General features: G+C 72.0%; 21 protein-coding genes, 1 tRNA gene and 1 pseudogene. 11 read left to right on the forward strand and 12 right to left on the reverse strand.

All coding sequences use genetic code 11. The features are described from left to right. From H295_RS0129140 to H295_RS0129160, 5 genes and pseudogenes are all read right to left on the reverse strand, one after another. A pseudogene (locus H295_RS0129140) lies at window positions 1-348 on the reverse strand (carbohydrate ABC transporter permease); the annotation flags it as partial. Next, window positions 345-1325: a carbohydrate ABC transporter permease gene (locus H295_RS0129145; protein WP_028809781.1), complete on the reverse strand. Its 981-nt coding sequence runs from the start codon at window positions 1323-1325 to the stop codon at window positions 345-347. The pseudogene H295_RS0129140 and the gene H295_RS0129145, both read right to left, overlap by 4 nt. An 18-nt stretch (window positions 1326-1343) precedes the next feature. After that, complete coding sequence (locus H295_RS0129150) at window positions 1344-2648, reverse strand: ABC transporter substrate-binding protein (RefSeq protein ID WP_028809782.1); 1305 nt, start codon at window positions 2646-2648, stop codon at window positions 1344-1346. Window positions 2649-2902: 254 nt separating this feature from the next. Continuing rightward, on the reverse strand, window positions 2903-4333 hold the full coding sequence (locus H295_RS0129155) for a sensor histidine kinase (RefSeq protein ID WP_020138885.1): 1431 nt from the start codon (window positions 4331-4333) through the stop codon (window positions 2903-2905). Continuing rightward, window positions 4330-5019, reverse strand: coding sequence for a response regulator transcription factor (locus H295_RS0129160; protein ID WP_020138886.1), 690 nt, complete (start codon window positions 5017-5019; stop codon window positions 4330-4332). Before H295_RS0129160 ends, H295_RS0129155 begins: the two co-directional genes overlap by 4 nt. A gap of 98 nt (window positions 5020-5117) precedes the next feature. On the opposite strand from H295_RS0129160, the gene H295_RS0129165 reads away from it, so the two are divergent. Next, window positions 5118-5624 (forward strand): hypothetical protein, encoded by a 507-nt coding sequence (locus H295_RS0129165; RefSeq protein WP_020138887.1) that lies wholly within the window; start codon window positions 5118-5120, stop codon window positions 5622-5624. A gap of 1 nt (window position 5625) precedes the next feature. Here H295_RS0129165 and H295_RS0129170 read toward each other — a convergent pair whose 3' ends face one another. After that, window positions 5626-6477: a spermidine synthase gene (locus H295_RS0129170; RefSeq protein ID WP_028809849.1), complete on the reverse strand. Its 852-nt coding sequence runs from the start codon at window positions 6475-6477 to the stop codon at window positions 5626-5628. Between the two features lie 118 nt (window positions 6478-6595). After that, a complete protein-coding gene (locus H295_RS0129175; RefSeq protein WP_199788630.1) occupies window positions 6596-6946 on the reverse strand; it encodes a hypothetical protein in 351 nt (116 codons plus the stop codon). 265 nt (window positions 6947-7211) lie between these two features. Between H295_RS0129175 and H295_RS0129180 the strand changes: the two genes are divergently transcribed. Then, on the forward strand, window positions 7212-8618 hold the full coding sequence (locus H295_RS0129180; RefSeq protein WP_020138890.1) for a tetratricopeptide repeat protein: 1407 nt from the start codon (window positions 7212-7214) through the stop codon (window positions 8616-8618). A 134-nt stretch (window positions 8619-8752) separates the two neighbouring features. Here H295_RS0129180 and H295_RS0129185 read toward each other — a convergent pair whose 3' ends face one another. Then, window positions 8753-9346 (reverse strand): histidine phosphatase family protein, encoded by a 594-nt coding sequence (locus tag H295_RS0129185; RefSeq protein WP_020138891.1) that lies wholly within the window; start codon window positions 9344-9346, stop codon window positions 8753-8755. A 209-nt stretch (window positions 9347-9555) separates the two neighbouring features. On the opposite strand from H295_RS0129185, the gene H295_RS0129190 reads away from it, so the two are divergent. The 7 genes from H295_RS0129190 to H295_RS0129220 all read left to right on the forward strand — a co-directional run bounded on the left by H295_RS0129190 (window position 9556) and on the right by H295_RS0129220 (window position 15833). Further along, entirely contained in the window at window positions 9556-10509 is a 954-nt protein-coding gene (locus tag H295_RS0129190; protein WP_020138892.1) for a phosphatase PAP2 family protein, read from the forward strand. After that, the gene (locus H295_RS0129195) at window positions 10460-11578 is read left to right on the forward strand and encodes a hypothetical protein (protein ID WP_020138893.1); all 1119 of its coding nucleotides are present in this window, start codon (window positions 10460-10462) and stop codon (window positions 11576-11578) included. Before H295_RS0129190 ends, H295_RS0129195 begins: the two co-directional genes overlap by 50 nt. Continuing rightward, window positions 11569-13194, forward strand: coding sequence for a hypothetical protein (locus tag H295_RS0129200; RefSeq protein ID WP_020138894.1), 1626 nt, complete (start codon window positions 11569-11571; stop codon window positions 13192-13194). Before H295_RS0129195 ends, H295_RS0129200 begins: the two co-directional genes overlap by 10 nt. Further along, entirely contained in the window at window positions 13191-14528 is a 1338-nt protein-coding gene (locus tag H295_RS0129205; protein ID WP_020138895.1) for an AAA domain-containing protein, read from the forward strand. Before H295_RS0129200 ends, H295_RS0129205 begins: the two co-directional genes overlap by 4 nt. Window positions 14529-14697: 169 nt before the next feature. Beyond that, complete coding sequence (locus H295_RS0129210; protein WP_020138896.1) at window positions 14698-15069, forward strand: hypothetical protein; 372 nt, start codon at window positions 14698-14700, stop codon at window positions 15067-15069. Window positions 15070-15181: 112 nt separating this feature from the next. Then, window positions 15182-15769, forward strand: coding sequence for a bifunctional DNA primase/polymerase (locus H295_RS45025; protein ID WP_028809851.1), 588 nt, complete (start codon window positions 15182-15184; stop codon window positions 15767-15769). Next, window positions 15760-15833, forward strand: a tRNA-Lys gene (locus H295_RS0129220). The genes H295_RS45025 and H295_RS0129220 overlap by 10 nt, the downstream gene beginning before the upstream one ends. Window positions 15834-16130: 297 nt before the next feature. Here H295_RS0129220 and H295_RS0129225 read toward each other — a convergent pair. After that, on the reverse strand, window positions 16131-17384 hold the full coding sequence (locus tag H295_RS0129225; protein ID WP_020138897.1) for a M6 family metalloprotease domain-containing protein: 1254 nt from the start codon (window positions 17382-17384) through the stop codon (window positions 16131-16133). Between the two features lie 314 nt (window positions 17385-17698). Between H295_RS0129225 and H295_RS0129230 the strand changes: the two genes are divergently transcribed. Next, window positions 17699-19504, forward strand: coding sequence for a putative bifunctional diguanylate cyclase/phosphodiesterase (locus H295_RS0129230; protein ID WP_028809852.1), 1806 nt, complete (start codon window positions 17699-17701; stop codon window positions 19502-19504). A gap of 19 nt (window positions 19505-19523) precedes the next feature. Here the strand turns inward: H295_RS0129230 and H295_RS0129235 are convergent, their stop codons facing one another. After that, window positions 19524-20633 carry an LLM class flavin-dependent oxidoreductase gene (locus tag H295_RS0129235; RefSeq protein ID WP_043218142.1) on the reverse strand — a complete coding sequence of 370 codons (1110 nt, stop codon included), beginning with the start codon at window positions 20631-20633 and terminating at the stop codon, window positions 19524-19526. Window positions 20634-20856: 223 nt separating this feature from the next. On the opposite strand from H295_RS0129235, the gene H295_RS0129240 reads away from it, so the two are divergent. After that, window positions 20857-21117, forward strand: a complete 261-nt coding sequence (locus tag H295_RS0129240) for a hypothetical protein (protein ID WP_020138900.1) — start codon at window positions 20857-20859, stop codon at window positions 21115-21117. 132 nt (window positions 21118-21249) lie between these two features. On the opposite strand, the gene H295_RS0129245 is transcribed toward H295_RS0129240, so the two are convergent. Then, on the reverse strand, window positions 21250-21981 hold the full coding sequence (locus H295_RS0129245) for an aspartate/glutamate racemase family protein (protein WP_020138901.1): 732 nt from the start codon (window positions 21979-21981) through the stop codon (window positions 21250-21252). Then, window positions 21978-22802, reverse strand: coding sequence for an aspartate/glutamate racemase family protein (locus tag H295_RS0129250; protein WP_020138902.1), 825 nt, complete (start codon window positions 22800-22802; stop codon window positions 21978-21980). The genes H295_RS0129245 and H295_RS0129250 overlap by 4 nt, the downstream gene beginning before the upstream one ends. Between the last annotated feature and the right edge of the window lie 100 nt (window positions 22803-22902).

Here is a 22902-nt window from a genome sequence, read left to right on the forward strand (position 1 = left end):
CAGGAAGATGTTGAGGCGGAAGTCGAAGCGGGAGACGTAGAAGGCGACCATCGAGGACAGCAGCAGGGTGAGCAGCACCGCGGGCACGGCGATGATCAGCGTGTTGCTGAAGTAGTGGAGCATGTCCGACTGCTCGAAGGCGTTGGTGAAGTTCTCGAACGTCAGCTTGTCGGGCCAGGACACGTAGCCCTTGTTGCTGGTCTCGGCATAGGGGCGCAGGGCGGCGAAGACGGCCCAGAGCAGGGGGGCCAGCCAGGCCAGTGCGGTGGCGGCCAGGAAGGTGTGCAGCAGGATCCGGGCCGGGCGGAGGGGGGTGCGCTGCTTGAGCGGCGCTGCGGTGGTGCTCATGCCTGCCGCTCCTTGCGGAAGGTCGCGATCAGGTAGGGGATGATCACGACGAGGGAGATGACCAGCAGGACCACGGCGATCGCGGAGCCGTAGCCGATCCGGCTGGACTCTCCGATGATGTTGTTGGTGATCAGGATGGACAGCAGTTCGGTGCCCTGGGCGCCCTTGTTGAAGACGAAGACCAGGTCGAAGGCGCGCAGGGCTTCGATGATGGTGACGACCAGGACGACGGTGTTGGTGGGGCGCAGGGTGGGGAAGATGACGTTCTTGAACGTCTGCCACTCGTTGGCCCCGTCCAGTGAGGACGCCTCGCGCAGGGAGGGGTCCACGCCCTTGAGGCCGGCGAGGTAGAGGATCATCATGTAGCCGGTGTGGCGCCAGGACGCGGCGATCAGCACGGCCCACAGGTTGAGCTTCGGGTCGCCGATCCAGTCGATGTAGTGGCCGGGCTTGTTGGCCCCGATGAGGCTGTTGATCAGGCCGGTGTCGGGGTTGTAGACCAGCTGCCACACGAACCCGGTCACCGCGAGGGAGACCACCACGGGCAGGAAGAACGCGGTCTGGTAGACGCGGGAGAAGCGGATCTTCTTGTCCAGCTGGACGGCCAGGAACAGGCCGAACGGGGTCGGGATCGCGATGAGCACCACGAACCAGATCACGTTGTGCTCAAGGGCCGGCCAGAACTGCGGGTTGTCCGTGAACAGCTGACGGAAGTTGTCCAGGCCGACCCACTTGATCGAGTCGAAGCCGATCCCGTCCCAGCTCGTGAACGCCAGCGCGATCGAGGCCAGCGCGGTCACCCACACCAGCAGCACATGCAACACGGTCGGCACGCCCGCCATGAAGGCGAGCGTGATGCGATCACGGCGGGTCAGCAGCCGCTTGTGACCCTGCGCCATGCGCTTGGACGGGGCAGGGCCCGAAGGCGGCACCACGGCCGCCTCCGGGCTCTGGGGAGAAGTTGTGTCGGTAGTCATTTAGCCGCTCAGCTCAGCTCAGGAGGACGCGAAGATCGTCTTCTTCTGGCGTTCGATCGAGGACAGCAGACTGTCGACGCCCTTGGGGTTCTGCAGGAACTTCTGCAGCGAGGGCTGCATCACCGTCGAGGTGAAGTCCGGACGCGAGTCACGGTCCATGAACTGCGTCAGGCTCTTCGCCCCCGAGATCATCTCGTACGCCTTCTTCTGCAGCGGCGAGTACGACGCCGTCGACGCCTTGCTGGAGGCCGCGACCACACTCGGGTCCGACTTGAGGTAGATCTCCTCCGCCGCCGGGGTGCCCAGGTACTCCAGCAGCTTGCTCACACCCGCCTTGTTCTTCGGCGACTTGGAGACCATGAACCCGTCGGTCGGCGCCTCGACGGTGTCCTGCCCGTAGGCGGGGTTGATCTCCGGGAAGGCGAAGAAGTCCAGGTCGTCCAGGTCCGCCTTGTTGCTGAACTGCTGCGCCACGAACGTGCCCAGCAGATACATGCCCGCCTTCTTCGACACCAGCGTCTGCGCCGCGTCCTGCCAGGTCCGGCCCATGAAACCGTCCTGGTGATACGGCAGCAGCTCCGCCCAGTGGTCGAAGACGGCCTTGACCTTCGCGTCGGTCCACGCGGCCTTGCCCGCCATCAGCTCGACATGGAAGTCATAGCCGTTCAGACGGAAGTTGATCTGGTCGAACGTACCCATCGCCGGCCACGCGTCCTTGTCACCGAACGCGATCGGGACCAGACCGTCCTTCTTCATCTGCTTGGACAGCGCGACCAGCTGGTCCCACGTGGTCGGCACCTGGTAGCCGTGCTGCTGGAAGACGCTCTTGCGGTAGAAGATCGCCCACGGGTACGTGTACAGCGGCACGAAGTAGTACTTGCCGTCCGCGCCCTTGGACAGCTTCTTCATCGCGTCCGGGAAGTTCCCCCCGATCTTCTCCCACACGTCGTCGATCGGGGAGGCCAGCCCCTTCTGCGCGAAGAACTGCATCCGGTACCCGGCGAACCAGTTGAACACGTCGTCCGGCGTGCCCTGCAGATACGAGTTGATCTGCTCCTGGAACGTGTTGTGGTCCTTGGTGTTCACGTCGACCGTGATCCCGGACTGCTTCTGGAAGGCCGCGTAGATCTCGGCAAACGCCTTCTTCGGCACCGCGTCCGACGCGTTCGACCCCAGGCTCACCGTCTTCGGGTCGCTGGAACTGCCACTGCTGCCACAGGCGGACAGCAACGGGATACCCGCCCCGAGAAGGGCGGCGCCGCCCACCCCCTTGAGCAGACCACGACGGCTGGGGGAAGGGAGAGAAGACGAGAGATCACGCATGGACGGCTCCTGAAGGCAGGGTTCGGGCACGGAGGGATTCGAAGACCGGCCGTAATCAACCAGAAATCAACTTGACCGAACACGGTGGCGCAATGACAGCCGTATGTCCGGTCAACCGTCAATACCCTCCGGGTCCCATTTGTCGAAACGTGACCGACACGTTGGCTCGCCTCCGCAGCTCCCATGGAATCGTCAGTGGCAGGCGGCGAACACCTTCGAGAAAACGACGGCTTCCCGAAGGGCTCCGGGTGGCGTCAGCGTAGTTCGTCGCGCCGCCCCCGCACGGTGCGGGACCGGTGGAAGGGCGGGACCAGCCCGCCCGTACGGCGTCGGCGCACGCGGTGTCCCCGGCGCACCGGCTCCCGCCCGCCCAGCTGGATCCAGATCCGCACCTCGGTGCCGCCCAGCACCGACGAACCGATGCGGACGTCCCCGCCGGTCGACTCGGCGAGCCGGCGCACGATGTCGAGCCCGAGCCCGGTCGACCCGGCGCTGCCGGAACCCCGGCCGCGCGCCATCGCGGCCTCGGGGTCGCGAATGCCGGGCCCGGCGTCGGAGACGAGCACGATCACGGCGTCCTCGCCGTTGTGCACGTCGACCGCGAAGGCGGTGCCCTCCGCGGTGTGCCGGAAGACATTGCCGAGCAGGGCGTCCAGCGCGGCCACGAGGTCCGCCCGGGCCACGGGTATGCGGACCGGACGCTCGGTGCCGGCGACCCGCCACTTGCGGCCCTCGTCCTCGGCGAGCGCCGACCAGAACCCCATCCGCTCCCTGACCACCTCGGCCGCGTCGCACCCGGCGCCGGGCCCGGCCGCCGCGGTCTGCGGCTTGGCCTCGCGCGCGGTGCGGATGATGGTGTCGACCTCGCGCTCCAGCTGTGCGACCGCGGCCCGGGTCTGCTCGGCGGCCGGCCCCTCCCCGAGCGAGGCCGCGTTCAGCCGCAGCACGGTCAGCGGGGTGCGCAGCCGGTGGGACAGATCGGCGGCCAGCTCTCTCTCGTTCGCGAGCAGTTGGACGACCTGGTCGGCCATGGAGTTGAACGCGACGGCCGCGAGCCTGAGTTCGGTCGGTCCCTCCTCCGGCACCCTCGCGCCCAGCTTCCCCTCCCCCAGTTCGTGGGCGCCCTCGACGAGCTTCCGCGCGGGCCGCACCATCCGTACGCCGAGCCGGTCGGCGACCGCGACCGAGCCGACGACGAGCGCGATGCCGACGCCCGCGAGCACCGCCCAGGCGGTGGCGACCCCGTTGCTCACCTCGGACTCGGGGACGTACACCTCGACGACGGCGATCCGGCCGGAGCTGAGCGCGACCGGCTGGAGCAGGGTCGAGCCGCCGGAGACCTCGGTGGTGGAGGCGCGGCCGAGCTTGCGCACGGTGGCGATGTCGTCGGCGGCGGCCCGCTGCCGTCCGATGTCGAGGGCCTTCTGGTCGTTTCCGGGGCCGTCGGCGGCCGGCAGGTGGACGGCCATCCCGGAGTCCGAGCCCGCCGAGGCGACGACCCGCTCCAGCTGGTCCCGGTCGGTGGTGATGGACAGGGCCGGGGCGACGGCGGCGGCCTGGCGCTCGGCGTTGGAGAAGGCGCGGTCCCGGGCCATCTCCTTGATGACGAGCCCGAGCGGGATCGCGAAGGCCACCACGACCATGGTGGTGACCGCCAGGCAGACCTTGACCAGGGCCCATCTCATAGCGGCGGCTCCAGCTTGACCCCGACGCCCCGCAGGGTGTGGAGATAGCGGGGCTGCGCGGCGGTCTCCCCCAACTTCCGCCGGAGCCAGGAGAGATGGACGTCGATGGTCTGGTCGTCGCCGTAGGACTGCTGCCAGACCTCCGCGAGGAGTTCCTTGCGGGGGACGACCACGCCGGGGCGGGCGGCGAGGAAGGCGAGCAGGTCGAACTCCCGGCGGGTGAGGTCGAGTCGGAGGCCGTCCAGCTCCGCCTGGCGGCGCAGTGGGTCCACGCTCAGGCCGCCGACGCGCAGCACGGTCTCCGGCGAAGCGTCACCGCCGGCGGCGCGGGACCGGCGGAGGACGGCGGACATGCGGGCGGAGAGGTGTTCGACGGAGAAGGGCTTGGTGAGGTAGTCGTCCGCCCCGGCGTTGAGCAGGCGGACGATCTCCGTCTCGTCGTCCCGCGCGGTGGCGACGATGACCGGGACGTCGGTGATCCCGCGCAGCATCTTCAGGGCCTCGGAGCCGTCCAGATCGGGCAGTCCGAGGTCCAGGATCACCACGTCGAAACGGAAATGGGCGACCTCGCGCAGCGCCTCCAGCGCCGTCCCGACACTGCGCACGGTGTGTGCCGCGTCGGTCAGGTGCCGGATGAGCGCCGAACGAACGAACTGGTCGTCCTCGACCACGAGCACACTTGCCATGCGCCGCACCGTACGCGATTCGGGCGGACCCGGTCTGGGCCTGTGGACAACTCAGTCCGGGTGCGACGTGTGAGGCGCGTGAGGCAGTATGTCGGGCGATGCGCAGAGGACTCGTACACGTACTGGCCTGGCTGCTCGCCACGGGCGCGGCGGTCACGCTGTCGTGGTGGGGTGTCCACACGGTGATGGCGGGCACGGCCTACGACCCGCCCCGCGCCCTGCCCATCGCGGCCGAGGCGAAGCAGGAGCCGAACCCGCCGACGTCCCCGACGCCGAACCCGGTGAGGACCGCGCCCCCCTCGGAGAGCCCGTCGCCGACGCCGAGCGCCACGACCGCCCGGCCGACCCCCTCGCGGAGCCCGAGCCCGTCCCCCACCGCCTCCGGCCAGGTCAGGAGCTACGACACCGACGGCGGCCGGGCGGTGTTCGACCTCGGGAGGACTTCGGCGACCCTGGTGTCCGCGACTCCGGGCACGGGCTGGTCGATGCAGGTGTGGAAGACGGAGTCGTGGATCCGGGTGGAGTTCTCCTCGGGCGCGGACCGGGTGTCGGTGTTCTGCACCTGGCACGACGGCCCGCCGCGGGTGGAGATCGGGACGTACTGAGTCAGCGGAACACCGAGGGCGGTGGCGCCGGGGAGGCCACGGCCTTCGCGTCCGTCACGGGGACGGCGCCGCCGGTGAAGTCGAGGAGCGCCCTGCCGTGTTCGACGCGGCCCGGGTGCGGGTCGGAGGCGGCCCGGCGGGTCAGTTCGGCGACCGGCAACGGGGTGTCGGAGGCGACCAGGACGGCGTTGCCGAAGCGCTTGCCGCGCAGCACGGTCGGGTCGGCGACCAGGGCGAGTTCGGCGAACCGGGCGGCGGCGGTGGCGATCTGGCCGCGGAGGTGGCTGAGCGGCGGCCCGTCGGCGAGGTTCGCGGCATAGAGGCCGCCCGGCCTGAGGGCCCTGCGGACCTCGTCGAGGAACTCCGTCGAGGTGAGGTGCGCGGGGGTTCTGGCACCGCTGAACACATCGGCGATCACGAGGTCCGCCCAGCCGTCGGCGACCTTGGCGAGGCCCTCGCGGGCGTCGACGGACCGCACGCGTATCCGGGCGTTCTGGTCCAACGGGAGCTGTCGGCGGACCAGTTGCACGAGGGCCGCGTCGCGTTCGACCACCTGCTGGGTGGAGCGGGGGCGGGTGGCGGCGAGGTAGCGGGCGAGGGTGAGGGCGCCGCCGCCGAGGTGGACGGCGTGCACGGGCTTGTTGGCGGGCGCGGCGAGGTCGATGACGTGGCCCAGGCGGCGCTGGTACTCGAAGGAGAGGTGGCGCGGGTCGTCGAGGTCCACGTGGGACTGGGGGGCGCCGTCGATGAGCAGGGTCCACGCGCGCGGGCGTTCACGGTCGGGGATGAGCTCGGCGAGGCCGCCGTCGACTGGTTCCACGACGGGGTCGGCGGACCTTCTGGACTTTCCCACTCCGCCATTATCGGGGTCAGCCGGTCGCAGCGCGTCCGCGGGCCGGTGGGGGCTGGTCGCGCCCGGCGGCGGAGCCGCATGTCGATACAGCCCCGCGCCCCTTATGAGGTGGGTGCGGTCACTGGCAGTTGTCCGCGGCCTCGATCAGTCGTGCCGCCTCGCCCAAGGCCGCCCGCAGCACCGCCGGATCCGTCGCAAGGTCGGCGTCTCCCGGCGGCAGCAGCCAGTCCGAGCCCTCCACCGGCGGCTCCGGAGCCAGTCGCAGCCCCCGCCCGTCCGTCTCCGTGCACGTACTGCCCGGCACGTCCCAGCCCGCCGCCGTGCCCGGCGGCACCAGGAAGCCCAGCGTCTCGCCGCCGTCGTCGTGCAGTACGGGGCCGACCCCCTCGCCCACCCCCCGACGCAGGATGTCGACGGCCTCCAGGCCGTGTCGCGTCGGTACCGTGACCACGTCACAGCTGATCTCCATCGCGGCCTCCATCAAGGAACCCTCGTCCGACTCCACGGGGTTCAACGCGCGCCCGCGTCAACGGCTACGGCGGAAGTCCGCCGCAAAGGATGGCAGTTCATGGCAGATCTCGGATGAGATATCCGGTTTGTAGCCAAACCCCGCGTGGCGACCCGGACACAGCCGGTACGTTCTTGCCCGCCGGAAACAGGGCGTCACACTGACAAACCAGTCAACTCGCCCCACCTCCGGCATGGTTCGACGGTTCGCACGAGAGGACCCGGCCATGGCGTCGTCACAGGTGACCTCGTCCCAGTCCCCCATGCCACCGCGGCCGAACCTCGCGTTCCGGCGCCTGCGCGGTCAGCGCTCGCCGGCCGAGTTCGCCGCGGCGGTACGGCGGGCCGCGCGCGAGATCGGCGAGCTGGTCAGCTGCGACGCGCGCTACGTGGGCCGCGTCGAGGCGGGCGAGATCCGCTGCCCCAACTACGCGTACGAACGGGTGTTCCTGCACATGTTCCCCGGCCGCACGCTCACCGACCTGGGCTTCGCACCGCGCGCGACCGTACGGGGGCGCAGGTCACGGGACGCGTCTGAGACGCGGGGGGCGTACGAGCCGTATGACACGCAAGACACGCAGGACCCCGACGAGACGTACGACAACTACGAGGAGAGCGACGTGCTGCGTCGCGCATTCATGACCGGCGGGGGCGCCACGGTGGCCGCCGCCTCGCTGGGCCCCCTCGGGCTCGCCGCCGACGCCGCCGCTGCCGGGCGGCCGGTGCGCCGCGCCGGGGCGAGCGAGGCGGGCGCCCTGGAGGAAGCCGTCCGCAGGATCCGGTTGCTGGACGACCGGCACGGCGCGGACGGTCTGTACCGGCGCGCGGCTGCTCCGCTGCGCGCCGCCTACGCGCTCCTTGACGCGGGCGCGACCCGGCAGACGACCGCCGACCGGCTGCACGCGGGCGCCGGTGAACTCGCCATCTCGGTGGGCTGGCTGGCGCACGACTCGGGGCGGTTCGACGACGCCCGCTCGCACTACGCGGAGGCACTCGCGACGGCCCGGGTCACCGGTGACGACGCCCTGGAGGCGCACGCCTTCTGCAACACGGCCTTCCTCGCGCGCGACGCGGGCCGGCCGCGGGAGGCGGTGCGGGCCGCGCAGGCCGCGCAGCGCGTGGCCCGGCCACTGGGCTCGGCCCGGCTGATGTCGCTGCTCTCGCTGCGCGAGGCGGGCGGCTGGGCGGGCCTCGCCGACCGCACGGGCTGCGAGCAGGCCCTCGCCCGCGCGCAGGCCTACTTCGAGCGGGGTGTCTGCGACTCGGACCCGGAGTGGATGAGCTTCTACGGCGAGGCCGAGCTGGAGGGCCTGGAGGCGCAGTGCTGGTCCACGCTGGGCGACTGGCGCCGGGCCGCCCGGCACGCGCGCCGGGCGGCGGACCTCCAGGACCCGCACTTCACCCGCAACATCGCGCTGTACACCGCCGAACTGGCCGACGACCTGGCCCGCGGCGGCCGGCCCGACGAGGGGGCGGCGGCGGGACTGCGGGTCCTGGAGCTGCTGGGCGAGGTCCAGTCCTCCCGCATCCAGACGATGCTGGCGGGAACTGCGAGGGTGCTGCTGCCCCATCGGAGGGCGGCGGGGGTCTCGGCGTTCCTGGAACGCCATGCGTCTACGCCGAGGACTGCGTGACGGGGGTTCGTGTTCGACTGCGGCCCGGTGGGGGCTTCTCGCGCAGTTCCCCGCGCCCCTAGGTGGGTCCAGTCACGTCTTTTAGGGGCGCGGGGAACTGCGCGACCAGCCCCCACCGGCCGTAAGCCGAACAGCTACCCCAGATGCCCCAAGTCGTTCCAGCTCTCGATCGCCGGCTCCCCATAAGCCCAGCCCAGCACCGAAAGGGACGTCGGATTAAGCCGTATCCGCGCAGCGAAATCGATCGGCAGCCCGAGCCACCTCGCCCCGATGGACCGCAGAACGTGCCCATGGGCGAACACCAGCACGTCCCGGTCGGACGAGCGCGCCCACGCGACGACCTCGTCCGCGCGAGCGGTGATCTCGCCCAGGGACTCCCCCGAAGGAACCCCGTCCCGCCAGATCAGCCACCCCGGCCGCACCGCCTGGATCTCCTCCGGCGTCATGCCCTCGTACGCGCCGTAGTCCCACTCCATGAGCGTGTCCCAGGTGGCCGCCCGCTCCCCGAACCCGGCGAGCTCGCAGGTCTCACGCGCGCGTGCCAGCGGGCTCGTGCGGATCTCCACCCCGGCCAGGCCGTCGTACGGCGCCCGGTGCAGCCGTTCGCCGAGCAGCTTGGCGCCCCGCCGGCCCTCCTCGAGAAGCGGCACGTCCGTCCTGCCCGTGTGCTTGCCGGACAGCGACCATTCGGTCTGTCCGTGCCGGGCCAGCAGGATGCGCGGTGCCATGAAGAAACCTTTCCGGGGGAAAACGGAGGCGGAACCCCTCCATCATCGCGCACCCTGTGGGAGGGCAACCCGAAGGGCGATCTCTGCGTCTTCGAGATCCGAAGGCGCTGCGTGGGGGCACTCCACGAGGGCCCGCACATACGCCGTAAAGTGGCCCGACCGGACGACGACCGCCGGAAGCCGCGCGAAACGAAGGGGGACAGGATCGGATGCCGCTGACCGAGACACCAGGCACCGAGGCAGTCCCTGACACACGGCTGCGCTGGTGGACCGAGCTGCCCCTGATCGTGCTGGTGTACGCCTGCTACAGCGCGGGGCGGCTGCTGGCCCGGGGCGATGTCTCCGGTGCCGTGGACCACGGTCTCGCGATCCTGAAGATCGAGAAGTTCCTGCACATCAACGCCGAGCACCCGTTGAACCGGCTGTTCACCAGCGAGGCCTGGATCGGTGTGCCCGCGGACTTCTGGTACGCCTCGCTGCACTACCTGGTCACGCCCGCCGTCCTGATCTGGCTCTTCCGCTCCCGCAGCGCGCACTACCGGGCGGCCCGCACCTGGCTGATGACGTCCACCTTCATGGGCCTGATCGGGTTCACCCTGCTGCCGACCTGCCCGCCCCGCCTGCTGTCGGCGGGCCACGGCTTCGTCGACACCATGGCCCAGTACAGCTCGTACGGCTGGTGGGGCGGCGAGGCGAGCGCCCCGCGGGGCATGGGCGGCATGACGAACCAGTACGCGGCCATGCCGAGCCTGCACGTCGGCTGGGCGCTGTGGTGCGGTGTGATGCTGTGGCGCTACGGCACCACGCGTACGACCAGGATCGCGGCCGTGGCCTACCCGCTGATCACCACGATCGTGGTCATGGGCACCGCGAACCACTACTTCCTCGACGCGGTCGCGGGCGCGGCCGTGATGGGACTCGGCTTCCTGCTCGCCCCGTACGTCAGCCGGGTCGCAGAGCGCGCCACGGCCGGTGTCCGGGCCAGGATCACCACCGTCTCCGTCGCCTCTCGGGACGCAGAGCCCTCAATTGTCAGTGCCGGATGCCAGACTTCGGCGGGTGAGCACATTCCACGGCAGCGTGAGTCCCGGTTCGCAGGCGGAGCCGAGCCGAGTGCCGCTCCCACGGACGCGGGGGACGGCGCTCCGGCAGCGGCTCGCTGAGCTGCGCGGCCCCGAGGTACCGGCCAAGGCGCTGGACGCCCGCGCCCTCGCGGCCCTCGCCGCGAACCCCGGGTGCAAGCGGCGCGCGATCCTCGACGGCGCGGGGGTGAACAAGACGGCGCTGGCGAGCGCGCTGGGCGCCCCCTCGGCCTTCGGGCAGTCGCAGTTCGCCCTGACGCGCGGCAACGCCTTCGAGGCGAAGGTCAAGGCGGACGGCGGCGCGGAGCTGCTGCGGCTGGTGCACGAGCGCGTGGACCGCGGCGCCGAGCCGCCCACCGGGGCCGAGGTCCCCGACCTCACCGCGATCGGCCCCGAGGGCCGCACCGCGCGTACCGCCCTCGCCCTGCGGGAGGCGACCGCCGGCACCTGGACGCTCCTCGACCACCCCATGCTCGCGCTCGACGTCGCCGGTTCGCCCGCCTTCCTGGAGCCGGACGCGGTGGTCGTGCACCCGGACGGCAGTTGGACCGTCGTGGAGATCAAGTCCTTCCCGCTGCTCGACGGTTCGGCGGACCCGTCGAAGGTGGGCGCGGCCGCCCGCCAGGCTGCGGTGTACGTGCTGGCGCTGGAGGAGGTCGCGGCCCGGATGGACCCGGCGCCGAAGGTCCGCCACCGAGTCCTGCTGGTCTGCCCCAAGGACTTCTCCAACCTCCCCACCGCCTCCGCCGTCGACATCCGCAAGCAGCGCGCGGTCACGGCCCGCCAGCTGGCCCGCCTCACCCGCGTCGAGGACATCGCCGACGCCCTGCCCGAAGGCACCTGCTTCGCCCCGGACCTGCCCGCCGCCGAGCTGACGGCAGCGGTCGAGTCGGTGCCGGCGACCTACGCCCCCGAGTGCCTGTCCGCGTGCGAACTCGCCTTCCACTGCCGCGACCGCTCGCGCGCGGAGGGCGCGGTGACCTCCCTGGGCCGTTCGGTCCGCGCGGAGCTGGGCGGCCTGACGACGGTGGAGGACGTCCTGGCGGCGGCCCGCGGCGAGACAGGCAACCCCGACGACCCGGCGGTGGCGGCCCTGCGGCGAGCGGCGGAGCTGCGGGCCGAGGCCCTGGGGGTGAGCGCATGTCGCTGATCACCACCCTCGCCCGCCTGGAAGCCGTCAGCACCGGCCGCGCCCAGCCGGCCGCCACGGTCCGGCACCGCCATCTCTCCGACCGCCCCCTCGTACTGGTCCCGCTCACCACCGCGGGCGAGGCCGGTGCCCCGCTCGGCGCGCTCGTGGGGACCGACCGGGACGCCCCGCAGCTCCTGGTCGTACCGCAGCCCCGGGACCGGGACCTCCGGTTCGCGTTCCTGGCCGAGCTGGCGGACATCGTGCTGCCGTACGTCGACGGCTACGCGGAAGCGGTCGAGGCCGCCGAGCGCAACGAGACCGACCCGGAGACCGGCAAACGCGTCAAGGTCGAGGTCGAACTGTGCGCGGACGCCCCGCAGCTGATCGTGCCGAGCCGCGCGGGCGTCGATTTCGTACGGCTGCTGGGGCGCTCCATGCGTTTCCGGCGCACGGCGGAGCAGGACCCGGAGACGCCCTATCCGGCCCCGCCCCGGGTGCCGTTGCTGGGCCGGTGGCTGACCCACTTCGGGGAGCGGGCCCGGATGCCGGGCTCCTCGCTGCTGCCGGCGATGACGGACCTGCTGGCCCGGCACTGGTCCACCGGCCAGTCCACCCTGGAGGACCAGCACCTGGGCGCGCTGCTCGCGTGGATCGACCCGCCCGAGGGCCGCTCCGGCGCCGAGGCCGCCCTTGAGGCCGAGCTCGCCCGGGACGAGCAGGGCCAGTTGCGGCACCCGCCGGCCGGCCCGGCCACCGACCCGGCGTTCGACAACAAGCTCCTCGCCCCGGCCTTCGAGCGCTACGACCGCGCGCGCACCGCCCTCTCCGCCGCCGAGGACGGCCTGGAGGCCGACGACCGGCTCGGCGCGCTCACCGCGGCCGAACAGGAGATCCGCGCCCTCGTCCTCAGCCGGACCCGCCCCACCTGGGACGCGGTGTGGCACGGCCTGGACCTGCTGCGGGCACTGCCCGCGGGAGCGCATGTCGAGGAGCGGTGGACGCGCGACCGCTGGTCGTTCACCGGCCATCGCGACCGGGTCACGGCGGGCGAGCCCCCGCAGCCGCGCCGCGACGACGCGGTCACCGCCGCCAACAAACTCGCCTCGCGCGAGCGCGAACAGGCCCGCCTGGAGGCGCAGGAAGCACTGGACGACCCGCTGGTGATGGCGGGGCGGCGGCTGGCCGGGGAGGCCTTCGCCGGGGAGGTCACCGACGTCGTGATGACGTACAGCGAGGGCAAGCGGCCGAGCCCGCGCCCGCTGGTCACCGTACGGACGGACGACCGGCCGCACCTGGGCGAGCGGGCCAAGGTGTACCGCTCGCTGGGCGGGAAGCCGCAGTCGGCCGAGTTCGTGGGGTACGAGGACTCCGCCGAGGGCTCCGCTGACGGCCCGCCTGAGGGCGGTGCCCTGATCGTCCTCAAGATCCTCGACAAGATGGGCCGCGGCAAGGAGCCGGAGACCGGTTCGGTGCCGGAGAAGGGCGACCGGGTGTGCTTCACGCTCTTCGAGCACGAGCAGCGCGGCGGCGCGAAGCTGCCCGAGCCGGAGGACACGCCCTGGACGCACGGCGGTCCGCCCGGTGAGGCCGTGCAGGAGACCGCCGACCCCGTGACCCCGGAGGACGTGCTGTGAGCACCCAGGTCTTCGATCCCGGAGCGGCCGCCGGCGAGGCCACCGAGGCGATCCTCCGCGACACCCTGCACGGCACCCACCGGGGTGTCGTGGTGGACTCACCGCCCGGCGCCGGCAAGTCCACCCTCGTGGTCCGCGCGGCGCTGGAACTGGCCGACGCGGGGCGCCCGTTGATGGTGGTCGCGCAGACCAACGCGCAGGTCGACGACCTCGTGCTCAGACTGGCTGAGAAGAACCCGGAGCTGTCGGTCGGGCGGTTGCACAGCAGTGACGCCGACCCGTACGACAAGGCGCTGGACGGCCTGCCCCAGGTCCGCAAGTCGGCGAAGGCGGGTGATCTCACCGGGCTGCCGGTCGTGATCTCGACGGCCGCCAAGTGGGGGCATGTGAAGGCCGACGAGCCATGGGCCCACGCGATCGTCGACGAGGCGTACCAGATGCGGTCCGACTCGCTCCTTGCGGTGGCGGGGCTGTTCGAGCGGGCGCTGTTCGTGGGCGACCCGGGGCAGCTGGATCCGTTCGCGATCGTGGGCAGCGAGCAGTGGGCGGGGCTGTCGTACGACCCCTCGGCCTCTGCGGTGACGACCCTGCTGGCGCACAACCCGGAACTGCCCCAGCACCGCCTCCCGGTCTCCTGGCGGCTCCCGGCCTCCGCCGCGCCCCTGGTCTCGGACGCCTTCTACCCGTACACCCCGTTCCGCAGCGGCACCGGCCACGACGACCGCCGGCTCGCCTTCGCGGTCCCCTCGGACGGCTCGGGCCCCGACCAGGTGATCGACGCGGCGGCCGAGTCGGGCTGGGGCCTGCTGGAGCTGCCCGCGCGGCACACTCCGCGCACGGACCCGGAGGCGATGCGGGCGGTGGCGGCGGTCGTACGGCGGCTGCTGGACCGGGGCGGGGCGGCGACGTCGGAGCGCTCACCGGATCCCACGCCGCTGACCGCCGACCGGATCGCCGTCGGCACGGCCCACCGGGACCAGGCGGCGGCGGTGCGCGCGGCGCTGGCGGACCTCGGTGTCACCGACGTCACGGTGGACACCGCGAACCGGCTCCAGGGCCGCGAGTACGACGTCACGGTCGTGCTCCATCCCCTCTCCGGCCGCCCCGACGCCACCGCCTTCCACCTGGAGACGGGCCGCCTGTGCGTCCTGGCCTCCCGCCACCGCCACGCCTGCATCGTGGTGTGCCGGGCAGGCGTGAGCGACCTCCTCGACGACTACCCGTCGACGGAGCCGGTCCAGCTGGGAACCCTGGTGAAGTTCCCGGACGGCTGGGAGGCGAACCACGCGGTACTGGCCCGGCTGGCGGAACACCGGGTGACGTGGCGACCATGACCGGGCACGTCGTCCGGAGTCCGTGAGCGGGAACATCGTCGGGGTCGTGGGCCTTGGTACCGCCGGAGGCGTCCCGCCCTCTTGCACGGGCGCGGGACAATGGACGGTGGCCCCTGCGCAGTCGGGCCGCCGGTACGGACGAGGTACGAGGTACGAGGAGGACGAAGACATGGCGGAGCCCACGCCGCGTCGGAACGAGCCGCGGCTACGCCCCGCGCCCCTGCTGTTCGAGCCCGCACAGGTGGCCGACGACCCGGAGCACTTCTTCGATCTGGAGTCGATCGACGACCCCCGCGCCCAGCTGACCCGGGCCACCGAGCTGGCGCACGCGTTCCGCGCCGCGGCGGACCGTGCGGTCGAGTTCCAGGCGATGGCGGCGGCCCAGCTGGCCGACCCCCGGCGCTTCGACCGGCTGACCGCGGCGGACATCGCCGAGCGGGCCGAGTGGACCGAGGACTACGCGAAGAAGATGGTCGAGTTCGGTCGCGAGCTGTTGCGCGGCGCGGAGGGCGGCGGCCGTGGGCACGCGGACCCCGTCTGAGTAAAGCTTTGGCATATGCCAGGCGGGCAAGATACTCCCCTTTCCCCTCCCCTGTCCCGGATTCCCGCAACCCTCGGGAACCGTGCGCTCACGCCCGGTACCTGTAGATGCCATGAGCGCACGCGACGAACCCTTCTCCGACCGCTTCGACGTCTCAGGTGTCACCACGGACGGGGCCGCCTGGCTCGCCTCGGCAGGAACGTATCCGCGCAGCACCCTGGCGTTGTGGGAGGAACGGCCCACCGCCCCGGTGGTGCTGCCCTGCGGCACCGCCTTCGACGTGGTCAGCGTCCCCGCGATCTTCGGGCGCCGGATGCTGGACCGGCTGTGGGACGAGGGGCCGGGCTCGGGGCCGGTGGCGACGCTGCGGGGGCGGATGCTGCTGTTCTCGGCGCCGGGTACGGCTCAGCGGCTGCCGTCGCTGCTGCGGTGGGAGGAGTTCGGGCGCACGGGGGCGATCCCGCCGCTGCTGTGCCACGGCACCGGTGACGCGGTGACCGTGCCGGCCCCGCTGAGCGCCGCGCACTCCGGACTGACGTCCCGCTGGCTGGTTGCCCCGGACACCCGCCACCCCTGGCTGCCGGGCCCGGAAATCCTGGTCTGGGCGGCCGTCCGGGCGGCCCGGAACGCCGTGCGGATTTCGATTTTTCCCCCGGCCGATCAGGATGCTAAGGTCTACGACGTCAGCAGGCGCCGCTAGCTCAGTTGGTTAGAGCAGCTGACTCTTAATCAGCGGGTCCGGGGTTCGAGTCCCTGGCGGCGCACCGACAGTGAAGGCCTCTCGCGAGAGCGGGGGGTCTTCATTTTTTGCGTCCACCGCGAGCGGCTGGGGGTCTGGGGGCCCGCGGCGGAGCCGCCAATGTCAACGCCCCCAGAGGATGCAGCATCAGCGGGTCCGGGGTTCGAGTCCCTGGCGGCGCACGACATCGACGGCGAGGCATGTTCGCGGAAAGCGCGAACCGGCCTCGCTGTCGTCATTTCTGCGCGGCTGCGCCGCGCGTTGTGGGGGCTCCGCCACCCACACCCCCGCCACCGTCGGCCACCGTGCCGTGGGCCAGACGTCACCCCGCCGTGATCGCCACGTTCCACGCCCCCGTCGTCGTTCGTCCCGTCACCGTTACTTTGACCTTGGTGTCCGGGACCGTGAAGGTTTCGCCGGTGTCGACGGGGGCGTCCGCCAGGGGTGGGTAGACGGAGTTCTCCCAGCAGGCCTCGGTGCGGGGGTGGGCGTCGATGACCTGGACGGGGCCCGTGCCGGACGCGGTGCCGCTGTGGACGCGGTAGATCAGGACGCCCTGCCGGCAGACCGCCGCGTCGGGGCCCACCGCCCCGCGCGCCTCGAAGGCGAGCACGCTGTCGTCCCCGGTGCGGACCACCGCGAGCTTGGTGCCGCGCCCCGGGCCGAAGATTCCGGCGTTGCCGGGGCCGGTCTCCAGCGGCTCCAGCGTCAGCCGTTTCGGCCCGGGCCCCCGTACGCACACCACCTGCCGCCGCTCCAGCCAGCCCAGCTTCCACTTGTGCCAGGCGAACAGGTCCGGGGCGAGACCGAACTGGCTGCCCATCAGGTCCCAGTCGCCGACGTAGGTGTCCCAGTCGCCCTTGCCGTCCGCGGGCCGGTGGTAGAGGTCCGGCAGGTCGAAGACGTGCCCGGTCTCGTGGGCCAGCACCAGCCGGTCGGGCGGGTGCTTCTCGAAGACGGTGACCACCCGGCGGATGTCCGTGCCGTCCGCCCGCAGCGGCACGTCCAGGTTGACGACCTTCGTGGCGTCCGAGTCCACGCCGGGCGCGTCCGGGTCGGCGACGAAGTAGACGACGTCGTAGCGCGAGAAGTCGACCTGGGGGTCGGCCGCGGCGAGGGCGTCCCGGAGGTAGGCGGCCCGGTCCGGGGCGCTCCAGTCGCGCTGTATGGCGTACGACGTCGACGGGCGCGGCATCCGGATCCAGTGCCGCAGCGAGTGCGGGCGCAGGGTGAAGCGGCCGTAGGAGGCCTGCTCGAAGTAGCGGGTGGTGGCCGGGAAGTGATCGGCGGTCAGCTCGGCGGGGCTGGTCAGGGGCCGGGCGTCCGGGAAGGAGAGGAAGACCATGACCGCGTCGAGGGCGCGGGCCGGGCGCGGATAGGCGCTGTTCCAGGTGTCCAGGCCCTCCGAGTGGTGGGCCTCGGTGCGTTCCAGGGTGCAGGGCGCGGAGGAGAAGGGTTCGGCCGCGGAGTGGCCGGTGACGAGGGAGGTGGCGGCGAGGGCCGCCATGGTGGTGAACACGGCGGCGGTGCTGCGCAGTCGGGGGCGCGGGAGAGTGCGCGGAAACGGGCGCGGCAACAGGACCTCCGGGAACGGTTCACGGGATACCGCACCCAGCCTGTGTTGGTTTGCACCACTACGCCCTGTTTATCTGCACCGGACGAGTGAGTTGGCGTGACCTCCCGAACCCGGCGACACCCCCGAATCGCTCACGGAACGTCACAACCGGTCCTGGGCCCGAAGAACCCGTCCAGCCCCGGGCAGAAACGATCTGCCAAGAGGGGTTGCCGGTCCGCGAGACTGGGCAATGGCTGGAAGGGCCTCAGGGCAGCCTCTATGATCGGCACACTTTCCTGCGCGGACAGCGATCGAGTGCACTGCGGGAGCTAGCGGTGAACGAAACGTCCGAAGGGCCGGCGCCCGCGGCAGACCTCGACGGGTCGACCGTAACAGAGAGTAACATCACAACAGCTACTTGTACCGAGCCGCCGTCGCACCGTGCGGCCTTCGCCGCCGCGCCACTGGCCATGGCGGTGGTGGACCGCGACGGCACGGTCGTCGACGCCAATCCCGCCTTCGGCGAGCTGCTCGGCGCCGTACCGAACGAGGTGACCGGGGCCCTGGCCGCCGACCTGGTGGACCTGGGCTCGGACGCGCGCACCTGGCACTCCTACCGCGAGGTGCTGCGCGGGCGGCAGGCGAAGCTGCGCTGCAAGCGGCGGCTGAAGCATCCCGACGGGCACTCCATGTGGGCGCAGATCACCATCACGCCCCTGGCCGACGGGGCGCCGGGTGTCCTGCTCTCCGTCGCCGACATCACCGCCCGGCGAGAACTCCAGGCCCGGCTGCGGCACTTGCAGATGCACGACCCGGTGACCCGGCTGCCCAACCGCACCCTGTTCTTCGAGCGGCTGACGGCCGCGCTGGAGCCGGAGTCGTACGAACAGGGCGGCACCGGCCGGATCGGGCTGTGCTACCTGGACCTCGACGGGTTCCAGGCCGTCAACGACACCCTCGGCCACCGGGTCGGCGACCGGCTGCTGGCCGCCGTCGCCGAGCGGCTCACCCGCTGCGCGGACGAGGCCGGACAGGGCCGGGCGACCGCTCCCCTGGTGGCCCGGCTGGGCGGCGACGAGTTCGCGCTGCTGGTGGAGGACTCCACCGGCACCGAGCAGCTCGCCGACCTCGCCGAGGCGCTGCTGAAGGCGATCCAGGCGCCCTTCGACGTCTCCGGGCACCGGATGTCGGTGTCGGCGTCGATCGGGGTGGTGGAGCGGCGGGCGGAGGGCACCTCGGCGACGGGTCTTATGCAGGCCGCCGACACCACCCTGTACTGGGCGAAGGCGGACGGCCGGGACCGCTGGACGCTGTTCGACCCCGAGCGCAACGCCCACCGCATGACCCGCCAAGCACTGGCCTCCACGCTGCGCCCGGCCATCGAGCGCGGCGAGTTCAAGCTGGAGTACCAGCCGCTGGTCGGCATGGAGGACGGGCGGCTGCGCGGGGTCGAGGCACTGGTGCGCTGGGACCACCCGCAGTTCGGCATGCTGACGCCGAATCGGTTCATCGCACTGGCCGAGGAGGACGGCTCGATCGTCCCGCTGGGCCGCTGGATCCTCGCCACCGCGTGCCGACAGGCCCGGCAGTGGCAGCTGGACCACCCCGACGAGCCGCCGATCTTCGTCAGCGTCAACGTGGCGGTCCGCCAGGTGTGGGACTCCGACCTGGTCGCGGACGTGGCGCAGACCCTCGCCGAGACCGGCCTCGCCCCGCATCTGCTCCAGATCGAACTCACCGAGTCCGCGGTGATGGGCTCGGCGGGCCGCCCGCTCCAGGCCCTCCAGGCGCTGAGCGACATGGGCGTCGGCATCGCCATCGACGACTTCGGCACGGGCTACTCGAACCTGGCCTACCTCAGCCGGCTGCCGGTGTCGGTGCTGAAGCTGGACGGCTCCTTCGTGCGCGGATTCCAGTACGAGGGCGAGGGCGTCCCGCCGAACCCGGCCGACGAGGTCGTCGTGGAGGCGATGATCCAGCTGGCCCACCGCCTCGGCCTCACCGTCACCGCGGAGTGCGTCGAGACCTCGGCCCAGGCGACCCGGCTGCGCCGCATCGGCTGCGACACCGGCCAGGGCTGGCTGTACTCGCGGCCGGTGTCGCCGGATCGTATCTCCGGGCTGATGGGCGCCCAGGTCTGAGGGTCTGACCGGCTCAGGGTCAGGCCGTCGGCAACCCGTAGGCGTCGGCGATGAGTTCGTACGAGCGCAAGCGTACGTCGCCGCTGTGCGCGTTGCCGGTGAGCATCAGCTCGTCGGCGCCGGTGCGCTTGTGGAGGTCGTCGAGGCCGGAGCGGACCTCGTCGGCGGTGCCGTGGATGACGTTGGCGTTCCAGGAATTCGCGAACTCCTCCTCCATCGGGCTGAACTCGTAGGCCTCCGCCTCCTCCGGGGTGGGGACCAGGCCGGGGCGGCCGGTGCGCAGCCGGATCATGTTGAGCGCGGCGGCACGGACCTGGCGGCGGGCCTCCCGCTCGTCGTCGGTGGCGAGGGCGGAGACGCCGATGAGCGCGTACGGCTCGTCGAGGACCGCGGAGGGCCGGAAGGACTCGCGGTACAGGTCCAGGGCCGGGATGGTGTTCTGCGCCGAGAAGTGGTGCGCGAAGGCGAAGGGCAGCCCGAGGGAGCCGGCCAGGCGGGCACTGAAGCCGGAGGAGCCAAGGAGCCAGATCGGCGGGCGGTGCGGGGACTGGACGCCGCCGGGCGAGGTGGCCTGGACGGGGCCGGGGACCGCGTGGATACGGCGGTAGGGGTGGCCGTCGGGGAAGTCGTCGTCCAGGAAGCGGGTGAGCTCCATGAGCTGCTCGGGGAAGTCGTCGGCGCCCTCGTGGAGGCGTTCGGTGCGGCGCAGGGCGGCGGCGGTGGCGCCGTCGGTACCCGGGGCGCGACCGAGGCCGAGGTCGACCCGGCCGGGGGCCATGGCCTCCAGCGTGCCGAACTGCTCCGCGATGACCAGCGGGGCGTGGTTGGGCAGCATGACTCCGCCCGAGCCGAGCCGGATGCGGGACGTGTGGGCGGCGAGGTGGGCGAGGATCACCGCGGGGGACGAGGACGCCACGCCGGGCATGGAGTGGTGCTCGGCGACCCAGTAGCGGTGGAAGCCGCGGGACTCCGCGAGCCCGGCGATGGCGACGCTGGTGCGCAGGGCGTCGGTGGCCGTGCGGCCGGCGCCGACGGTGACCAGGTCCAGGACCGAGAGGGGTACGGGGGCGGTGCCCTCGGCAGTACCTCGGATCTCGTCTTCCGCCACGGTGGGGTGCCTCCTGCTCATGAGCCGTGCGCTGTCGTCAGCCGTGCGCTGTCGTCAGCCGTGCGCTGTCGTCGTGGCGACAACAGGGGACTGTCCCCGGTTATTCCCGGGCGCCGGCCGTCCCCGCCGCCGGCCCCTCGTCCACGGAGCCCCGGCTTCCACATCCCGTCCGGCGCCCGGCCGCTTGCCGCACGGGCCCACGGGTACCCAGAGCGCACCACCTCACGGACCGGAGGGATCGCCCATGACTAGGGAGAGCACTTCACGGGATGGGGAGATCGGGCCGCTGGAGCCCGGGACCCGGCAGGAGGCCCAGCTGTCCATCCGTATCGCCGACATCGCCTGGACCGCGCTGAGCGTGGTGGCCGGCCTGTGGGTCGTCCTGGCCTCCGTCGACGCCGTGCGGGGCAGCGGCTCGTGGGCCTACTGCGCCGCCGCGCTGATCATGCTGGCCATCGGCCTGACGATGCGGCTGCGCGCGGTGCGCCGCCGGACCCGGATGTGACGGGAGCCGGAGCCCGGCCGCCCCCGGGGGACGGCCGGTGCCCTCGGCCGACGGCGGGTTTGCGCCAGGACGGCCGGCCCCCTCCGCCTACGGTGGCTCACGCCAGAACGGCAGGTCCCCTCTGCCGGTCCCTCACGCCTGGACGAGTGGTTCCTTGGTGAACAGCGTTCCCAGCGACGGTGCGTTGACCCTGCGGTCGGTCAGCCGGAGGGCCTCCCAGACGGTGACCTGGTTGGCGGTGAGGACCGGCTTGCCGAGCTCCTTCTCCAGGGCCGGGATGTGGGTGGCGGTGTGCAGGGCCGTGTCCGGGAGCAGGACCGCCTCCGCGTCCGGTGAGTCGGCCTCCCGGGCCAGCGCGAAGACCTCCTCCTCGCCCCAGGTGCCGACCTCGGCCGCGGTGATGATCCCGGCGCCGCGGACCTGGAGGACCTCGATCCCGCCCGCCCGCAGGAACTCGGCGAACAGTCCCGCCACGTCGTCCGGGTAGGTCGCCGCGATCGCCACCCGCCCGGCGCCGATCTCCTGCGCCGCGTGCACGAAGGCGAAGGACGTCGAGGAGGCGGCCATGCCGGCGGTGACCGCGAGGGTGCGGACCTGCTCGTGGGCGCCCTCCCAGCCGTACACGAAGCTGCCGCTGGTGCAGGCCCAGACGACGGACTCGGCGCCCGACAGGCGCAGTTGCTCGACGCCCGCGGCGAGCCGCCCGGCCGAGCCCATCTCCAGGAGGGCGTCCACGCGGTGGGCGTCGGTGCCGATGTCGGTGTGGACGACGTCCAGGCGGATGTCGCTGCCCAGGAGCTGTTCGATGCGCGGATAGTCGTCCTCCGCGGAGTGGCCCGGGTAGAGGAATCCGAGAGCGGTCATGTCCAGCCTTCCTGCTGCTGTTCTCCGTCCGGCAGTTCCCGGACGTCCGGCAGACCCGGGATCTCCGGGCGCGCGGGGCCGCTCCTGGCCGCCGGATCGATCAGCGCCTGGTACGGTCCCACGGCTCGGGTACCCAGTCGGCGCAACGCCGCCCACATGGTCACCTGGTTGGCCGAGATCACCGGTATGCGCAGTTCCGCCTCCAGTTGCGGGATGACGTCGTAGGTCGCCAGGTTGGTGCAGCTGATGAACAGGGCCTGGGCGTCGGGCCGTACGGCCTTGTGGGCCATCTCGGAGACCTCGCGGTAGGGCACCTTCCAGATGTGCCGGGTCAGGCCCATGTAGGCGCACCCGGTGACCGAGACGCCCGCCTCGGCGACGTACTCCTCGAGCGCCCTGGTCACCGACTCGGTGTACGGCGTCACCAGGGCGACCCGGGTCACGCCGAGCTCGGCGAGGGCGGCCAGGAGGGCGCCGGAGGTGGTCAGGGAGGGCACCGCGCCGGCCCTGGTCATCGCCGCGCACATGGCCCGCTCCCCCGCGACCCCGCCGACGAAGCTGCCGGAGGTGCAGGCGTAGGCCACCACCTCGGGGGCGATGGCGTGGAGCGTGCGCACGGCGTCGTGCAGCGTCTCGTGCTCGCTGACCAGCCGGGCCAGGTCGAGGCTGACCTCGACGGGGACGTACGGGGTGCGGGTCAGATGGAGCGAGACCTCCTCGGGGACCCAGCGCCACAGTTCGCGGTCGAGCGCGAAGTCGAAGGGGGCGACGACACCGACACCGCGCTGCGGGCGCGGACCACCGAGAAAGGAGACGTCCATGGCGATGACCGGCCTCACGCTGAGAGACGGGGGGACAGCGGAACGTGCGCAACGCCCGTGTTGACGAAGGTAGGTTCGGGTGCGAGCGTGGTCAATCCGC

It is taken from the genome of Streptomyces sp. 351MFTsu5.1 (assembly GCF_000383655.1).
Taxonomy (GTDB): domain Bacteria; phylum Actinomycetota; class Actinomycetes; order Streptomycetales; family Streptomycetaceae; genus Streptomyces; species Streptomyces griseorubiginosus.

Bases quoted from the DNA above. Each gene is read 5' to 3' on its own strand.
- H295_RS0129250 (WP_020138902.1), bottom strand. From the start codon at position 22,802: ATGGACGTCTCCTTTCTCGGTGGTCCGCGCCCGCAGCGCGGTGTCGGT.
- H295_RS0129180 (WP_020138890.1), top strand. From the start codon at position 7,212: ATGGCGTCGTCACAGGTGACCTCGTCCCAGTCCCCCATGCCACCGCGG.
- H295_RS0129150 (WP_028809782.1), bottom strand. From the start codon at position 2,648: ATGCGTGATCTCTCGTCTTCTCTCCCTTCCCCCAGCCGTCGTGGTCTG.
- H295_RS45025 (WP_028809851.1), top strand. From the start codon at position 15,182: ATGAGCGCACGCGACGAACCCTTCTCCGACCGCTTCGACGTCTCAGGT.
- H295_RS0129160 (WP_020138886.1), bottom strand. From the start codon at position 5,019: ATGGCAAGTGTGCTCGTGGTCGAGGACGACCAGTTCGTTCGTTCGGCG.
- H295_RS0129245 (WP_020138901.1), bottom strand. From the start codon at position 21,981: ATGACCGCTCTCGGATTCCTCTACCCGGGCCACTCCGCGGAGGACGAC.
- H295_RS0129145 (WP_028809781.1), bottom strand. From the start codon at position 1,325: ATGACTACCGACACAACTTCTCCCCAGAGCCCGGAGGCGGCCGTGGTG.
- H295_RS0129155 (WP_020138885.1), bottom strand. From the start codon at position 4,333: ATGAGATGGGCCCTGGTCAAGGTCTGCCTGGCGGTCACCACCATGGTC.
- H295_RS0129165 (WP_020138887.1), top strand. From the start codon at position 5,118: ATGCGCAGAGGACTCGTACACGTACTGGCCTGGCTGCTCGCCACGGGC.
- H295_RS0129190 (WP_020138892.1), top strand. From the start codon at position 9,556: ATGCCGCTGACCGAGACACCAGGCACCGAGGCAGTCCCTGACACACGG.
- H295_RS0129210 (WP_020138896.1), top strand. From the start codon at position 14,698: ATGGCGGAGCCCACGCCGCGTCGGAACGAGCCGCGGCTACGCCCCGCG.
- H295_RS0129240 (WP_020138900.1), top strand. From the start codon at position 20,857: ATGACTAGGGAGAGCACTTCACGGGATGGGGAGATCGGGCCGCTGGAG.
- H295_RS0129200 (WP_020138894.1), top strand. From the start codon at position 11,569: ATGTCGCTGATCACCACCCTCGCCCGCCTGGAAGCCGTCAGCACCGGC.
- H295_RS0129235 (WP_043218142.1), bottom strand. From the start codon at position 20,633: ATGAGCAGGAGGCACCCCACCGTGGCGGAAGACGAGATCCGAGGTACT.
- H295_RS0129175 (WP_199788630.1), bottom strand. From the start codon at position 6,946: ATGGAGATCAGCTGTGACGTGGTCACGGTACCGACGCGACACGGCCTG.
- H295_RS0129185 (WP_020138891.1), bottom strand. From the start codon at position 9,346: ATGGCACCGCGCATCCTGCTGGCCCGGCACGGACAGACCGAATGGTCG.